Annotated in this window: 16 protein-coding genes and 1 riboswitch; of the genes, 8 read left to right on the plus strand and 8 right to left on the minus strand. The window is 68.5% G+C overall.

Annotated elements, in window-relative coordinates; translation table 11 throughout:
• Positions 1-342 precede the first annotated feature (342 nt).
• The gene (locus tag HWY37_RS12560; RefSeq protein ID WP_175205178.1) at positions 343-693 is read right to left on the minus strand and encodes a hypothetical protein; all 351 of its coding nucleotides are present in this window, start codon (positions 691-693) and stop codon (positions 343-345) included.
• A gap of 28 nt (positions 694-721) precedes the next feature.
• Between HWY37_RS12560 and HWY37_RS12565 the strand changes: the two genes are divergently transcribed.
• Positions 722-1024, plus strand: coding sequence for a hypothetical protein (locus HWY37_RS12565; RefSeq protein ID WP_175205179.1), 303 nt, complete (start codon positions 722-724; stop codon positions 1022-1024).
• A 136-nt stretch (positions 1025-1160) separates the two neighbouring features.
• On the opposite strand, the gene HWY37_RS12570 is transcribed toward HWY37_RS12565, so the two are convergent.
• Positions 1161-2165: a sodium:calcium antiporter gene (locus tag HWY37_RS12570; RefSeq protein WP_175205180.1), complete on the minus strand. Its 1005-nt coding sequence runs from the start codon at positions 2163-2165 to the stop codon at positions 1161-1163.
• A gap of 52 nt (positions 2166-2217) precedes the next feature.
• Positions 2218-2407, minus strand: a riboswitch (yybP-ykoY riboswitch).
• A 128-nt stretch (positions 2408-2535) separates the two neighbouring features.
• Between HWY37_RS12570 and HWY37_RS12575 the strand changes: the two genes are divergently transcribed.
• Complete coding sequence (locus HWY37_RS12575; protein WP_176088789.1) at positions 2536-3879, plus strand: aminopeptidase P N-terminal domain-containing protein; 1344 nt, start codon at positions 2536-2538, stop codon at positions 3877-3879.
• Between the two features lie 19 nt (positions 3880-3898).
• On the opposite strand, the gene HWY37_RS12580 is transcribed toward HWY37_RS12575, so the two are convergent.
• On the minus strand, positions 3899-4363 hold the full coding sequence (locus HWY37_RS12580) for an NINE protein (protein ID WP_176088745.1): 465 nt from the start codon (positions 4361-4363) through the stop codon (positions 3899-3901).
• Positions 4364-4444: 81 nt separating this feature from the next.
• On the opposite strand from HWY37_RS12580, the gene HWY37_RS12585 reads away from it, so the two are divergent.
• From HWY37_RS12585 to ruvA, 6 genes are all read left to right on the plus strand, one after another.
• The gene (locus HWY37_RS12585) at positions 4445-5614 is read left to right on the plus strand and encodes a UbiH/UbiF/VisC/COQ6 family ubiquinone biosynthesis hydroxylase (RefSeq protein WP_176088746.1); all 1170 of its coding nucleotides are present in this window, start codon (positions 4445-4447) and stop codon (positions 5612-5614) included.
• Positions 5615-5729: 115 nt separating this feature from the next.
• Positions 5730-6755: a tRNA dihydrouridine synthase DusB gene (gene dusB, locus HWY37_RS12590; RefSeq protein ID WP_175205183.1), complete on the plus strand. Its 1026-nt coding sequence runs from the start codon at positions 5730-5732 to the stop codon at positions 6753-6755.
• Positions 6756-6791: 36 nt separating this feature from the next.
• Positions 6792-7031: a helix-turn-helix domain-containing protein gene (locus HWY37_RS12595; RefSeq protein WP_006217670.1), complete on the plus strand. Its 240-nt coding sequence runs from the start codon at positions 6792-6794 to the stop codon at positions 7029-7031.
• A gap of 101 nt (positions 7032-7132) precedes the next feature.
• A complete protein-coding gene (gene purH / locus HWY37_RS12600) occupies positions 7133-8722 on the plus strand; it encodes a bifunctional phosphoribosylaminoimidazolecarboxamide formyltransferase/IMP cyclohydrolase (RefSeq protein ID WP_176088747.1) in 1590 nt (529 codons plus the stop codon).
• Complete coding sequence (gene ruvC / locus HWY37_RS12605; protein ID WP_175205185.1) at positions 8722-9270, plus strand: crossover junction endodeoxyribonuclease RuvC; 549 nt, start codon at positions 8722-8724, stop codon at positions 9268-9270. Before purH ends, ruvC begins: the two co-directional genes overlap by 1 nt.
• Positions 9271-9395: 125 nt before the next feature.
• Positions 9396-9968 carry a Holliday junction branch migration protein RuvA gene (ruvA, locus tag HWY37_RS12610; RefSeq protein WP_013391723.1) on the plus strand — a complete coding sequence of 191 codons (573 nt, stop codon included), beginning with the start codon at positions 9396-9398 and terminating at the stop codon, positions 9966-9968.
• Between the two features lie 7 nt (positions 9969-9975).
• On the opposite strand, the gene HWY37_RS12615 is transcribed toward ruvA, so the two are convergent.
• The 5 genes from HWY37_RS12615 to HWY37_RS12635 all read right to left on the minus strand — a co-directional run bounded on the left by HWY37_RS12615 (position 9976) and on the right by HWY37_RS12635 (position 15599).
• Positions 9976-10884 carry a complex I NDUFA9 subunit family protein gene (locus tag HWY37_RS12615; protein ID WP_176088748.1) on the minus strand — a complete coding sequence of 303 codons (909 nt, stop codon included), beginning with the start codon at positions 10882-10884 and terminating at the stop codon, positions 9976-9978.
• A gap of 101 nt (positions 10885-10985) precedes the next feature.
• Complete coding sequence (locus HWY37_RS12620; protein ID WP_175205187.1) at positions 10986-11951, minus strand: threo-3-hydroxy-L-aspartate ammonia-lyase; 966 nt, start codon at positions 11949-11951, stop codon at positions 10986-10988.
• 118 nt (positions 11952-12069) lie between these two features.
• Positions 12070-13143, minus strand: a complete 1074-nt coding sequence (gene ruvB / locus HWY37_RS12625; protein ID WP_175205188.1) for a Holliday junction branch migration DNA helicase RuvB — start codon at positions 13141-13143, stop codon at positions 12070-12072.
• A 168-nt stretch (positions 13144-13311) separates the two neighbouring features.
• Positions 13312-14898 (minus strand): sensor histidine kinase, encoded by a 1587-nt coding sequence (locus HWY37_RS12630; protein ID WP_175205189.1) that lies wholly within the window; start codon positions 14896-14898, stop codon positions 13312-13314.
• Positions 14898-15599 (minus strand): response regulator, encoded by a 702-nt coding sequence (locus HWY37_RS12635; RefSeq protein ID WP_054457345.1) that lies wholly within the window; start codon positions 15597-15599, stop codon positions 14898-14900. The genes HWY37_RS12630 and HWY37_RS12635 overlap by 1 nt, the downstream gene beginning before the upstream one ends.
• Between the last annotated feature and the right edge of the window lie 52 nt (positions 15600-15651).

The raw sequence follows: 15651 nt of genomic DNA on the forward strand, positions 1-15651 counted from the left end.
CGCGGCCTGCGGGCGCAGGCCGTCGATCCGCCGCTTACGGGCGTGCGCAGGCACCGGGGCAATGTTGCCGGTGTCCGGATCGCATGAAGATGCGCCGGGTGCGGAAAACGGAAGGGGAGCTAGCGGAGGAATCGTTGCCGGCGGCAGCGGCGCACAGGAAGTGGGCCAGGCCGGGGATTCCAGGCTGCGGACTCCGTACGGGCCAGGATGACGATCCGGCCGGTCGGCTCGCAGCGAGTAGACAGGTCAGACAGGCATGCCGGCGCCGCGCACTGGGCGCAATCGAGGCTCGGGGTCTAAGGCACTAGGCATGATCTCTCCTGTGGGACGGAATCAAGGACGTCAGGCCAGCGCAGGCTGAGCGGCCTTGGCGGCTTGCGCGCCAAAATGCACGTGGCGCACGGCGGGATTGGCGCTCAGGCGGCGCGCTTGCGACATCAGCTCGCCCCGCAGTTCCGGGGGGCAATTGACGGTGATGCAGGCGGACGCCATGCCAGGGTCGCGGCCCTGGTCGATCTGCACTTGCGAGACATCCAGGCCAGCCGCGCTGAAGTCCAGGCAGATCTGCTTGCGCAAGGCGCCCAGTTCATCGCGCGGACAGATGACCGTCAGGCGCGAAATGCCACGGCGGCGGCCCAGGGCGGCGGCGCGGTCCACGCCGGCACGGCGCAGGAACAAGTCGAAGAAACGCATTACGACCTCCATTGCAAAAATGGGGAGCGTGATCGCGAATACGCACGCATACGCACGGCGCCTGGCGGGCGGGCACGAAAAACGTGCGCGTACGCTGGCGCTGCGACGACTGGCGGCGGTTCTGGCGGTTTACGTTGGGGAGGTTCCCGGCAAGCCGCTGGCTTACGCGATTGTCCGGGCTTGCGCCTGGAGCTTGGGATACAACCGCAACCTGTTCAACAGGCTGCGGCAGACGGAGTTCTGCGTGGACCTGTTAAACAGCGACGTCGATGCTAGATCGACAACTTTCGCCGGAATCGGTATTCACGAAGACTGCTCCTGGGATGGATAACAGGCGGGATTTTACGCGGGTTTCCACTTATGGACAAGGTTTTTGCCGAGAAACAGGGCCCGGGGTGTGGCAAAAAAAGCGGGGGCTGCGCCCCCAACAAGCCGCCCCCGCGCCGCCGCCAATGCCGCGCTTGCCGTCAGACGTAGAAGTGCCAGCCCAGATAAGCAGCGAACACCGCGTACAGGCCTCCCACCGCCGACAGCGCCGGCACGCTCATGGCCGACCTGCGGAAACGCATCCACAGCAGTCCGATCGACAGCATCGTGAACAGGCCGGCGGCCAGCAAGGGGGCGTCCAGCAGCCACGGCGTCATGAAGATGCCCAGCGCGCTGGGAATGGTCGCCTGGATCATCATGGCGCCCGAGATGTTGGCCAGGGCCAGCCGCTCCTTGCCCTGCCGCACCCAGATCAGCGCATTCATGATCTCAGGCAGCTCGGTCGCGACCGGCGCCAGCAACAAGGCGGCGACGTGGGGCGATGCGCCCATGGCCACGCCCAACACCTCGATCTGGTTGACGAACACGTGCGATGCCCCGGCAATCACCACCAGCGCCAGCAGCGTCTGCGTGACCGCCCAGAACATGCTCGGATCCTCGTCGCGGGGACGCAGCTTCAGCGGTTCGAGATCATCGCTGTCCAGGCTTGCCTCGTCGTTGCTGAGTTCGCGCTTGACGTAGAGGCCGTAGGTCACCAGGAACAGGATGCCCAGCCAGGGCTTCCAGGCAAAGGCCAGCAGACCCAGGCCCACCTTGAAGATGAAGATGCCCATGAACCAGGCCTGATCGCGGGCCAGCCGGCGCTGGTCCGCGTTGATACAGTCCGCCTGGGTTGCCCGTCCGCGGCGCGAACGCCACAGGGCCAGACCGACCACCGCATAGGCCAGCGTGGCCAGCACCAGCGGCCCGCCCATGGCGGCGCCGACGCCGATGTCCTTTTGCTCGGGGGTTTCGCCGAAGACCACGGCCATGAAGGTCACGGCACTTTCCGGCAAGGCGGTGCCGAACGCGGCAAGCACGGTGCCCGTGGCGGTGGCGCCAAGCTGGAAGCGATGGCCGACCCACTCGACGCCGTTGACGAAGAATTCGCAGGCGAAGTAGATCACTGCCGCTGACAGGAAAAACAGGAACAGGGTGAGAAACATATAGGCGAGCCGGACGAGCAGAAACCAATTGGCGCGACATCGCGGCTCGCCCGGCTGGGGTGATCGCAATGCGGCCAAAGGTCTCGCCTGGCTGATCCATGCGGCGGGCGCGCCGCTTGCATGGATACCGCTACTAGCGCCATGGAGTTCTAGCGGCTGCTCCGCAGCGCTGAACCACCAAGTCTGTTGACGCTAGCTCCTTTGAGGGGACAAAGGATGGCTACTCCCCAATGACAGAGCGGCGATTGTAGCAGCTTGCCCTGCCTCGTCCAGCGATTTCCGCGCGGGCGGCGCGGGGTGTCGGATCCGGGGGATGGCAGGTAAAGTAAACGGCATCCTCACCCTGCCGGGGTTCGCGCCCCAGTCCGCCATGAGCCTGCCTCCCGACGACATCGCCCCTTACGCCGCACGGCGCCAACGCCTGATGGAGCACATGCGCGCCGAAGGCGGCGGCATCGCCATACTGGCGACCGCCCCAGAGGCCACCCGCAACCGCGACGCAGAGTATCCGTACCGGCATGACAGCGATTTCTTCTACCTGACCGGTTTCACCGAACCCGGCGCCTGGCTGGTGCTGATCGCCGGCGCGAGCGACCGCGCCCTGCTCTTCTGCCGCCCGCGTCATATCGAACACGAGATCTGGGAAGGCAAGCGCTTCGGCCCCGAGGCGGCCGCAGCGCACTTCGGCTTCGACGACGCCCACCCGCTCGATGCGCTGGATGAACTGATGCCCTCGCTGCTGCTGGACCACGCGACCTTGTACGCCCCGCTGGCCGGCGACAAGCGCAGCGACGGCCGCCTGCACCGCTGGCTGGCCGCCGCGCGCGAGGCCAGCCGCGGCGGCCACGCCCCGCCCTCGCGCCAGCAGGACATCCGGCCCCTGCTAGCGGAAATGCGGCTGATCAAGGACGCCTCGGAGATCGCGGCGATGCGGCGCGCGGCGAAGATTTCCGCCGGCGCCCACATGCGCGCCATGCGCGTCGCCCGCCCCGGCATGCGCGAATATGAAATCGAGGCGGAACTGCTGTACGAATTCCGCCGCCACGGCGCGCAGTCGGTGGCCTACAACAGCATCGTGGCCGCCGGGGAAAACGCCTGCGTGCTGCACTACCCGGCCGGCGAAGCCGTGCTGCGCGATGGCGACCTGGTGCTGATCGACGCGGGCTGCGAGGTCGACAGCTACGCCAGCGACATCACCCGGACCTTCCCCGTGAACGGCCGCTACAGCGGCCCGCAGCGCGCGCTGTACGACTTGACCGTGGCGGCCCAGGACGCGGCGGCGCAGGCCACCGCGCCGGGCCGCGGCTTCAACGACGGCCACCAGGCCGCGCTGCGCGTGCTGGCCCAAGGCATGCTGGACCTGAAACTGTTGAAGGGCTCCCTCGACGGCGTGCTGGAATCCGGAGACTACAGCCGCTTCTACATGCACCGCACCGGCCACTGGCTGGGCCTGGACGTGCACGACGTGGGCGATTACCGCCAGCCCGGGCCCGCCCAGGGCGCGGAACGCCCTTGGCGCCGGCTGGAAGCGGGAATGATGCTGACGATCGAGCCCGGCATCTATGTACGGCCCGCCGACGACGTGCCCGAGGCCTACTGGAACATCGGCATCCGCACCGAAGACGATGCGTTGGTCACCAACGAGGGCTGCGAGCTCATCACGCGCGGCGTGCCGGTACAGGCAGCGGAAATCGAGGCGCTGATGCGCGAATAGGCGGCGCGGCCGGCCCGCGCTAGAAGACGTAGCCGTCCAGCCAGCCCATGGCCACCCAGGTGTAGACCACCACCATGGCAATGGCGAACATGGACACGATGGAACCGACCAGGCAGGCAGTAAGCGCCACCAGCACCGGCCCCCAGCCGGTCCGGTTCGGCCGGCCCAGGCCGGCGTTGTAGATCCGGTCGAACTTCTCGTCGGACATGAGCGAGAACACCGCGCTCTCGATGAACCCGTCGATCATGGGAATGAACACCAGGAAGAAGGCGGGGTTGTCGTACCAGACGGGGTAGTAATTGAAGGCGCAGAACAGGCTGACCAGCGTCACCGCGGTCACCAGCCAGGCATGGCGGCGTCCCAGATACCACCAGTGTGCCCCGAAGGCGCCGAACAGGCAGGCCAGCAGGCCTACCGTGACTTTGCCGCGCGGGCGGCGGGCGGGTGCGGCGGACAACGGGGAGGAAGCCTGGAGCTGCGTCATGTCGATCGACCGGAAAGGGAAACCCCGGCGGCTGGACTGCGCCGGCTGCTGCGGATTGTAGTGGACGGTTAAAATCCGGTCATGACTTCTTCCGCCTTCGACATAGCGATTCTTGGCGCGGGCCCGGTGGGCCGCGTGCTGGCCCTGATGCTGGCGCGCGTGGCGCCGGATCCGGCCCGCATCGCGCTGCTTGCGGGCAACGCGCCCGCACCGGCCGCGCCGTCGGCGGCGGCGCCCGCCGCGGATCCCCGCGTGCTGGCCATGAACCACGGCAGCCGCGTGCTGCTGGAGTCGCTGCATGCCTGGCCCGAGCGCTCGGCCGACATCCGCAACATCCATGTGTCGCAGCGCGGGCGGCTGGGTCGCACCCTGATCCAGAACACCGATTTCGGCGTGCCCCAGCTGGGCAGCGTGGTGGCCTATTCCGGGCTGCACGCCAGGCTGGACGAATGCGTGGCCGCCTGCGGCGTCACCGTGCTGGAAGGCCCCCCGGCCCGGATCGGCCTGCAGGACGCCGACGGCGTGCGCGTCGAACAGGGCGACGCGACGCTGCTGTGCCGGGTCGCGGTGCAATCCGACGGCGCGGGCGGGACCGACGTGCGACGCGATTACGACCAGCATGCCGTGCTGACCACCGCCCACGCAACCCTGCCCCGCCGCGGCTGGGCCTGGGAACGCTTCACCGCCGAAGGTCCGCTGGCGCTGCTGCCCCACCCGCAGATGCCGGACGCCTATTCCGTGGTCTGGTGCAGCGCGCCGGAACGCGCCGCCGAACTGGCCGCGCTGGACAACGCCGCCTTTTCGCGGGCGCTGTCCGCAGCCTTTGGCGACCGCCTGGGCAGGCTTTCCAGCCAGGCGCCGCGCCATGTCTTCCCGCTGGCGCTGAGCGCCCGCCGCGCCCAGGTGCATGGCCGCGTGGCGGCCATCGGCAATGCCGCGCAAACCCTGCATCCGGTCGCCGGCCAGGGTTTGAACCTGGGCCTGCGCGACGCAGCCCGCCTGGCCCAGACGCTGGGCGGCTGGCTGGCCCATCCCGAGGTCAATCCCGGCTCCGCCCTGGCGGAATTCGCCGGCGCGCGCCATGTGGACCGCTTCATCACCGCGGGCCTGACCGATCTGATGCCCCGCATCTTCTCGACCGGCCTGGCGCCGGTCGAGCATGCCTGCGGCCTGGCCTTATTGGGGATGGATCTGGCCTCCCCGCTGCGCGCGCCCTTGGCGCAGCATCTGCTGCAAGGTTTCCGCGCCTGATTCCCTGGTAATCCGTCCCCGCACAGGGGACGGATTGTCTGCTTTCGCCTTCCTTTGTTACCAAGTGTTCTCCAAGTGACAAAGGGGGAACGATCGAGCCGGTTAAAATGTGAGCATGCGCATAGGTCAATGGACCCTTCCCAACAACGTGATGGTCGCGCCCATGGCGGGCGTGACGGACCGTCCTTTCCGCCAGCTTTGCAAGAAGCTGGGGGCGGGCTACGCCGTGTCGGAAATGGCCGCGAGCAACCCCAAGCTGTGGGATAGCGTCAAGACGTCCCGCCGCCTGAACCACGACGGCGAGATCGCCCCCATTTCGGTGCAGATCGCCGGCGCCGACCCCGCCATGATGGCCGAGGCGGCGGCATTCAATGCCAGCAAGGGGGCCCGCATCATCGACATCAACATGGGCTGTCCGGTGAAGAAGGTCTGCAACGTGGCCTCCGGGTCGGCGCTGCTGCGCCATGAAGACCAGATCGCCCGCATCCTGGACGCGGTGGTGGCCGCCTGCGCGCCCCTGGACGTGCCGGTGACCCTGAAGACCCGCACCGGCTGGGACCGCGAAAGCCGCAATGCCCTGCGGGTGGCGAAAATGGCGGAAAACGCCGGCATCGCCGCACTGACCCTGCATGGCCGCACCCGCGCCGACCTCTATACGGGGGAGGCGGAATATGACACTATCCGCGCCGTCAAGGCCGAGCTGAAAATCCCCGTTGTCGCCAACGGAGATATCACCTCGCCCGAAAAAGCCAGGCTCGTCCTGGATTACACTGGCGCCGACGCGGTCATGATCGGCCGGGCGGCTCAAGGCCGTCCCTGGATTTTCCGCGAAATCGACCACTACCTGCGCACGGGCGAAACACTGGCCCCTCCCTCCTATGGGGAAATGCGCGAGCTGCTGCTCGAACATCTCGACGACCACTACCGGTTCTACGGCGAGCACACCGGCGTACGCACGGCGCGCAAGCACATAGGCTGGTATCTGGACGGCCTGCCGGGGGCGGACTCGTTCTGCGCCCGCATGAATCTGATCGACAACACCCGCGACCAGTGGCGGGCCGTGTCGGACTGGTTCGACCTCATCTCGCGCGACGGCGGATCCCATCCGGCGCCGGTCGCAGAAGCCCTGCTGGCGGCATAACCGCCTCAACACCAACATAAAAATATCTGTACTCAAATGAGCAAGAAAGATGTCCTGGAAGAATGCGTGCGCGCCAGCCTGGAGCGCTATTTCGAAGACTTGGGCGAATCCGAGCCCCACGATATGTGGGACATGGTGATGCGCTGCGTTGAGCGCCCGGTGCTTGAAGTGGCGTTGGAACGGTCGGGCGGCAACCAGTCGCGGGCATCCGAAATGCTGGGCATCACCCGCAACACCCTGCGCAAGAAGTTGCTGGCGCACAATATCCAGGTATAGCTTTCGCTTGCGGGCGGCTGCGCATCGCGCCGCCCGCTCCCCCCAGATTTCCCATCCGACCTGAACGAGAAAGGCGCTCCCGCCCACTCCCGTCCCCAACCATGAAAATCGAAACCGCCCTGCTTTCGGTGTCCGACAAGACCGGCATCGTTGAATTTGCCCGCGCCCTGGCCGCGCGCGGCGTGCGCCTGCTGTCCACCGGCGGCACCGCCAAGCTGCTGGCCGACTCCGGCCTGACCGTCACCGAAGTGGCGGCCCACACGGGTTCGCCCGAAATTCTCGATGGCCGCGTCAAGACGCTGCACCCGAAGATCCACGGCGGCCTGCTGGCGCGCCGCGACAGCGCCGAGCACATGGACACCATCAAGGCGGCCGGCATCGACCGCATCGACATGCTGGTGGTCAACCTGTATCCGTTCCGCGAAACCGTGGCCAAGCCGGACTGCACTTTCGCCGACGCCGTCGAGAACATCGACATCGGCGGCCCGGCCATGCTGCGCGCGGCGGCCAAGAACCACGGCACCGAAGCCGGCGGCGTGACGGTGGTGATCGACCCGGTCGACTACTCGCGCGTGCTGGCCGAAATGGACAAGGGCGGCAACACCTCCTACGGCCTGCGCCTGGCGCTGGCCTCCAAGGTCTACGCCCACACCGCCGCCTACGACGGCGCCATCGCCGCCTACCTGACCAGCCTGGCCGAAGCCGAGCCCAAGCAGGAAGCCGTGCCGGCCCGCAACGAATGGCCCGGCACCCTGACCTTGCAGGTCAAGCAGCAACAGGCCCTGCGCTACGGTGAAAACCCGCACCAGACCGCCGCCTTCTACGTGGACGCGCAGCGTCCGGCTGGCCTGCTGGGCAACTACCGCCAGCTGCAGGGCAAGGAACTGTCCTACAACAACATCGCGGACGCCGACGCCGCCTGGGAATGCGCGCGCAGCTTCGAGGCGCCCGCCTGCGTCATCGTCAAGCACGCCAACCCCTGCGGCGTGGCCGTCGCGGCCGACACGCTGGGCGCCTACCAGCAGGCCTTCAAGACCGACCCGACCTCGGCTTTCGGCGGCATCATCGCCTTCAACCGTCCGGTGGACGCCGCCACGGCCGAAGCCGTCAGCGCGCAGTTCCTGGAAGTGCTGCTGGCGCCGGCCTATGACGGCGCCGCGCTGGCCATCCTGGCCGCCAAGAAGAACGTGCGCGTGCTGGAAGTGCCGATGGGCACCGGCCAGAACGCCTTCGACATCAAGCGCGTGGGCGGCGGCTGGCTGGTGCAGAGCCCGGACTCCTACAACGTGCCGCGCGACGCGCTCAAGGTGGTCAGCAAGCGCCAGCCCACCGAAGCCGAAATGAACGATCTGGCGTTCGCCTGGAAGGTCGCCAAGTACGTCAAGTCCAACGCCATCGTGTTCGTGGGCGGCGGCATGACCCTGGGCGTGGGCGCCGGCCAGATGAGCCGCATCGACTCGGCCCGCATCGCCTCCATCAAGGCTGAAAACGCCGGCCTGACCCTGAAGGGTTCGTCCGTGGCGTCGGACGCCTTCTTCCCGTTCCGCGACGGCCTGGACGTGGTGGTGGCGGCTGGCGCGACCTGCGTGATCCAGCCGGGCGGCAGCGTGCGCGACGACGAAGTCATCGCCGCGGCCGACGAGCACGGCATCGCCATGGTGCTGACCGGCACCCGCCACTTCCGCCACTGATGCGCGTCCTCGGCATCGATCCCGGCCTGCGCCGCACCGGCTTCGGTGTGATCGATGCCGACGGCCCGCGGCTGCGCTATGTGGCCAGCGGGACCATCGTGGTCCCGCCGGCGCTGGCGCTGGCCGAACGCCTGAAGGTCATCCTGGACAATCTGCGCCAGGTTGCGCGCGACACGCAGCCCGATGTGGCCGCGCTTGAAATCATCTTCCTGAACACCAACCCCGCTTCCACCCTGCTGCTGGGGCAGGCGCGCGGCGCCGCGCTGTGCGCGCTGGCCGACAGCTCGCTGGCCGTGCACGAGTACACCGCGCTGCAGATCAAGAAGGCCGTGGTCGGCACCGGCCGCGCCGCCAAGGAACAGGTGCAGATGATGGTGCAGCACCTGCTGTCGCTGGACGGCGCGCCCGCGCCCGACTCGGCCGACGCGCTGGCCTGCGCCATCTGCCATGCCCATGCGGGCCCGCTGCAGGACAAGCTGGAGCGCCTGGGCGCCTCCCTGCGCATGAGCGGCAAGACCCGCATCCGCAACGGCCGCCTGATCGGCTGAACCCCTGACACGCCGCGATTTGCCGCAAGGCGGGACCAGTTCCCGCCGATTGCGCGCCCGCGCGTATAGAATCCCCGCATTCGCCGCGCATTCAGCGGCCTCACCATTGCCAGGCCACCATCACCATGATCGGACGCATCACCGGAACCCTGATCGAAAAACTCCCGCCCACCATCTGCGTGGACGTGGGCGGTCTGGGCTATGACATCGACGTGCCCATGAGCACGCTGTACTCGCTGCCCGACACGGGCGCGCGCGTCACCCTCTACACCCACCTGACCGTGCGCGAGGACGCCCACATCCTGTACGGCTTCGCCTCGGCCGGCGAACGCAGCGCATTCCGCGAATTGATCAAGGTCAGCGGCATCGGCGCGCGCACCGCCCTGTCCGTGCTGTCGGGCCTGTCGGTGGCGGACCTGGCCCAGGCCATCACCTTGCAGGAATCCGGCCGCCTGACGCGCGTGCCCGGCATCGGCAAGAAGACCGCGGAACGCCTGCTGCTGGAAATGCGCGGCAAGCTGGGCGCGGACATCGGCGCCTCGCCCCACGCGGCGCCGGACAACCAGTCCGACATCCTGAACGCGCTGCTGGCACTGGGCTACTCGGAGAAGGAATCGCTGTCGGCGCTGAAGACGCTGCCCGAAGGCGTGGGCGTGTCCGACGGCATCAAGCAGGCCTTGAAGGCGCTGGTGCGCTGAAACAGGCTTACAGGTAGCGCGGGGCCACGGCTTCCAGCCCGGTCGGCACCACATGCAGTTCAGGCGCGATCGGCCCGGTGCAGACGTTGTCGCGGCGCAGTGAATCCAGGTTGTCGCGCGACATCAGCGTCCTGCCGGGCAGGCATTCGAACAGCATCGCCTGCATGCGGCCCACGCCCATCGGCACGCTGATCACCGGCCGGGGATGGCCGCTCCAGGCCGCGCACAGCCGCGCGATCTCACCCAAGGTGTAGACCTGGGGCCCGCCCAGTTCGTAGGTCTTGCCGCAGGTATGCGTGTCGCCCAGCGACGAGGCCAGCGCGGCGACCACGTCGCCCACGTAGACGGGCTGCATGCGCGCATGCGCGCCCGCCAGCGGCAGCACCGGCAGCCAGCGCGCCAGGCCCGCGAACATATTGGTGAACTTGTCGTCGGGGCCGAAGATCACCGAAGGGCGGAAGATGGTCCATCCGCCCTCGTTCCAGCCCTGGAATTCCTGCTTGATGGCGGCCTCGCCGTCGCCCTTGGAGCGCTGGTACATGCTGTCGCCATTGGAGTCGGCGCCCAGCGCGCTGACGTGCAGCAGCCGCGGCACGCGCTGCCGGCGGCAGGCCTGGGCAATGCGTTGCGGCAGCAGCACGTGCGCCCGCGCAAAGTCCGAGCCGTAGGGCCGGCCCGCGTTGCCGTGCAGAATGCCCACCAGATTCACGACCGCGTCGCAGTCCTGCGCCAGGCTGTCCAACGTGGCGTCGTCATGCACGTCGCATTCGATCAGGGTGACGGTGGGAAGTATCTGCAGGTCGCGCCCGCGGGCGTAAAGCCGGGTGGGCACGATGATCTGATGCTGGTCCGCGGAGAGCCGCGCGACCAGATGACGGCCGATGAAACCGGTGCCGCCGATGACAAGGATACGCATGTCGCAGCCCCTGTTCGTCAGGATTCAGGTCCGATTCTGCCTTGCACACGCGACAACCGCAAGCGCGCATCGGCGGCCCCTTGCGGGCCGCTGTAAGCCCCTCAGGCCGCCAGCAGTTTGGCGTAGACCGGAAGGTCGACGTTGCCGCCGCTGATGATGACGCCGACCCGCGCGCCGCGCACCGGCACCACGTTCTGCATGACGGCGGCCGCGCCCAGGCAGCCGGTGGGCTCCACCACCATCTTCATGCGTTCGGCGAAGAAGCGCATGGTGGTGACCAGCTGCTCGTCCGTCACCGTGACGATGTCGCGGACGTGCTGCTGGATGAGCGGAAAGGTCAGGTTGCCCAGGTGCGTGGTGGCGGCGCCATCGGCCAGGGTCTTGGGCGCCGGAATTCGGACGATTTCACCTTTGCGCAGGGATTGCTGGCCGTCGTTGCCGGCTTCGGGCTCGACGCCGTAGACCAGGCAGCGCGGGCTCAGCGCGTAGGCCGACAGTGCCGATCCCGACAGCAGGCCGCCGCCGCCCAGGCAGACGAACAGGTAGTCCAGTTCGCCCACTTCCTCGAACAATTCCTTGGCCGCGGTGCCCTGGCCGGCGATCACGTCTTCGTGGTCGTAAGGCGGGATCAGGGTGGCGCCGGTTTCCGCCTGGATGCGGCGGGCGATGGCCTCGCGGTCCTCGGTGTAGCGGTCATAGGTGACGATCTTGCCGCCATAGCCTTCCGTCGCCGCGCGCTTGGCCGCGGGGGCGTCCAGCGGCATGATGATGGTGGCCTGCACGCCCTGCAGCTTGGAAGCCAGGGCGATGGCCTGCGCGTGGTTGCCCGACGAGAACGTCACCACGCCCGCAGCGCGCTGCTCCGGCGTCAGGCGCGCGATGGCGTTGTAGCCGCCGCGGAACTTGAAGGCGCCCATGCGCTGGAAGTTCTCGCACTTGAAGAAGACCGACGCGCCGCTGATCGCATCGGCCGTGGCCGAGGTCAGTACGGGCGTGCGGTGCGCGTTGCCGGCCAGGCGCTCGCTGGCGCGTACGACGTCATCATAGGTGGGCAATTCTGGCTGCATGGGATTCGGTCCTTTGATCGCGAAGGGAAATCAAAACCTTCGGATGATAAACCCGCGGCGCGCTCCCCGCGCCAGCGGAACGCCGTCCGCAGCGCAGCCCCGGCCGATTCGGCCCCGGCTACTTCCCGAAAAGATCGCCCGAACCGGCCGAAGCGCCGGCCGGCGGCGTCAGCCCCAGGTGGCGCCAGGTGGTCAGCGTGGCCGTGCGGCCGCGCGGCGTGCGCTGCAGGTAGCCATGCTGGATCAGATAGGGCTCGATCACGTCTTCGATCGTGTCGCGCTCTTCGCCAATGGCCGCGGCCAGGCTGTCCACGCCGACGGGGCCGCCGTCGAACTTGTGGATGATGGCTTCCAGCAGCTTGCGGTCCATCAGGTCCAGGCCTTGCGGATCGACTTCCAGCATGGCCAGCGCGCGGCCGGCCACCTCGGCGTCGATGGTGCCGCCAGCCTTGACCTCGGCGTAGTCGCGCACCCGGCGCAGCAGCCGGTTGGCGATGCGCGGCGTGCCGCGGGCGCGGCGCGCCACTTCGGCGGCGCCGTCCGGCGTGATTCCGGCATTCAAGAGGCCGGCGCTGCGCGTGACGATGTGGCCGAGATCGGCGGCGTTGTAGAACTCCAGCCGCGACACGATGCCGAAGCGGTCGCGCAAGGGGTTGGTCAGCATGCCGGCGCGGGTGGTGGCGCCGACCAGGGTGAAGGGTTGCAGGTCCAGCTTCACGCTGCGCGCGGCGGGACCTTCCCCGATCAGGATGTCGATCTGGAAATCCTCCAGCGCCGGGTAGAGGATTTCCTCGACCACGGGCGACAGGCGGTGGATCTCGTCGATGAACAGGACGTCGTTCTTTTCCAGGTTGGTCAGCAGCGCGGCCAGGTCGCCCGGACGCTCCAGCACCGGACCCGAGGTCTGGCGCAGCTGCACGCCCATTTCATGCGCGATGATGTGGGCCAGCGTGGTCTTGCCCAGGCCCGGGGGGCCGAACAGCAACACGTGATCGAGGGCCTCGCCGCGCTTCCTGGCTGCGGCGATGAAGATCTCCAGCTGCTCGCGGGCGCGCTGCTGGCCGACGTACTCGTCCAGCGCCTTGGGCCGCAGGGCGCGTTCGATCGACTCCTCGTTGGGCGACACCGGCTGCGGCGCCACGATACGGGGGGCGTCGGGACGGGAGGAAAGCGAATCGGACTGGATGGCCATGGTGCGGGAACGACAAAATGCTGAGCAGGATGCATCGTACCGTAGCGCGGCCCGCCCCGGGGCCGTACACCCTGCGGCAAAGCCCGGGCCGATTCAGGCCGAGGCAGGCTGTCCCGCGGCGAAACCCGGGCCGATTCGGGCAGGAGCTGCCTGCCCTCGCGGCTGGCCCTAGGCCGATTCGGACAGGGGCAGCCTGACCCGCACGCAGAGTCCGCCGGATTCGGCCGCCAGCAGCTCCAGCGAGCCACCGTGGGCGCGCGCGATGGCTTCGGCCAGCGCCAGGCCCAGCCCGACGCTGCCGGTGCGCGTGCGCGCATCGTCAAGGCGGCTGAACGGACGCAGGGCCTCCTGGCGCCGCTCCGGCACGATGCCGGCGCCATGGTCGGCCACGTCCAGCACCGCCTGGTGTTCCTCGCGGCGCAGGGTGACCTCGACCGGCGGCGCGCCATGGTTCAGGGCATTGCCGATCAGGTTGTCCAGCAGGCGTCCCAGGGCCACCGCGTCCGCCTGCACCACCAGCCCGGCAACCTCGTCGCCGGCCTGCAGACTGATCTCAGTGCCCGCGCCCTGCCAGGCGCCCACGCGCTCGGTCAGCCAGTCGGACAGAGCCATGGAGGCGTAGCGGTAGGCGGCCGGATCGGTTCCGCGCACGAAGCCGATGAACTGGTCGACCATGTGCTGCATGTCCTGCAGGTCCGCGCGCAGTCCTTCCTTCAGCTTGGAGTCGTCGGCCAGCTCGATGCGCAGCCACATGCGCGACAAGGGTCCCTTCAGGTCGTGCGGCAGACCGGACAGCAGGGTCCGGCGCACCGAGTCGGACTCGGACAACGCATCCAGCATGGCGTTGAAACGCTCACCCAGCACCCGGGTTTCGTGCGGTCCCGAAGGCTGGACGCGCTGCGGCTGCCCCGCGGCCAGGCGGTCGGCCGCATCGGCCAGCCGGGTGATCGGCCGCGTGATGTGCCACGAGAAACCCACCGCCAGCAACAGCAAAAGGCCCAGGCCGCCCAGCCAGGCAGCGACGAAGGGCGTGGCCACCGGCGGGTCCAGGCGCTCCAGCGGGATGACCAGCCATTCGCGCAGGCGCGGCACGTCCTCGCTGGCGGAGTTGGGCGCCAGGGAAATGAAGATTTCCGGCGTGGGGCCGCGCGACAGCGCCACGCGCGTGCCGTCGTTCAGCCGTTCATTCAACTGCTGCACCAGCACCCGCAGGTCGCGGCGGATGTCGTCCGGCTCGGGCTGGTAGCGGCGGCCATGCTCCTCGCGGTCGCGCGCGCGGTCGCCGTCGCGGCCGTCGGCGCGCTCATTGCCGCGCTCGGCGCCCCGCTCATTCCCGTGATCGTCGTCGCGGACTTCGGGCGGCGGAGGCGCGGGGGGGCCGTGCATCTGCGCGTCCGCGGCCGGCGGCGGCGGAGGAGGCGGCGCGGGCTTGGGTTTGGGCGGAGGACGGCGGCCATTGAAGCGTTGCAGCTTGGCTTCGGCGGGCAGCACCCGCGACCACAGGCGCCACTGGTTCTGCGAAGCGGTGCGCACAAAGTCGGCGCGTTCCTCCGCCGGCACCTGCGACACGGCGGCGCGCAAGGTGCGGATAGTGGTGACGATGTAGCCGATGGCCACGTCTTCCATGAACTTGTGCCGGAAGTACGACACCGTCACCAGCGTGGCCGCCTGCGTCAGCAGGACCGAGCCCAGGATCAGCAGGATCAGCCTTGCCCGCAGCGAGCGCGGCACCAGAAAGCCGGGAGAAAAGCGCATCAGGGCGAGAACCGGTAGCCGATTCCCCAGACGGTCTGGATCCAGCGCGGCTGCTTGGGATCGTCCTCGATGACCCGGCGCAGGCGCAGGATGGCGATGTCGATGGCGCGGTCATTGCGTTCGCCAGCGTCGTCGTCGCGCGCCAGCGCCAGCAGCCGTTCGCGCGACAGCGGCTTGCCCGCGTTGCGCACCAGCGCCTCCAGCAGGTTGATCTCGCCGCCGGTCAGCTTGACCACGGTGCCCTCGCGCGACAGCTGGCGGGTGGAGGGGTCGAACACGAAGGGGCCGAACGAGACCGGCGCGTCCTTGGTCAGCGCGGACGGCCCGCGCTTGCGCCGCAACACGGCCTCGATGCGGGCCAGCAGTTCGCGCGGGTCGAAAGGCTTGCCGACGTAGTCGTCGGCGCCCGCCTCCAGGCCGATGATGCGGTCCACCGCCTCGTCGCGCGCGGTCAGCAGGATCACGGGGATGTCTTCGCCCTGCTCGCGCAGGCGGCGGCAGGCGTCCGCGCCGTCGCCGCCGGGCAGCATGCGGTCCAGCACCAGCAGATCGGGCGCGTAGCGGGTAATGCGGGACGACAGGTCGGTGGCGTCCGGCGCCAGCAGGGTGTCGTAGCCGTGCCGGTTCAGGTAGTCGGCCAGCAATTGCCGTAAGGCGGGATCGTCGTCGACGACCAGCAGCTTGGTGTGGGGATTGTCCATGGATGTCATAGTGCGGCGCGCCGCGCCTGGCCGCAAGAGGCAGGAAATCAAC

The sequence above is a fragment of the Achromobacter anxifer genome (assembly GCF_903652925.1).
Classification (GTDB): Bacteria; Pseudomonadota; Gammaproteobacteria; order Burkholderiales; family Burkholderiaceae_B; genus Achromobacter; species Achromobacter anxifer.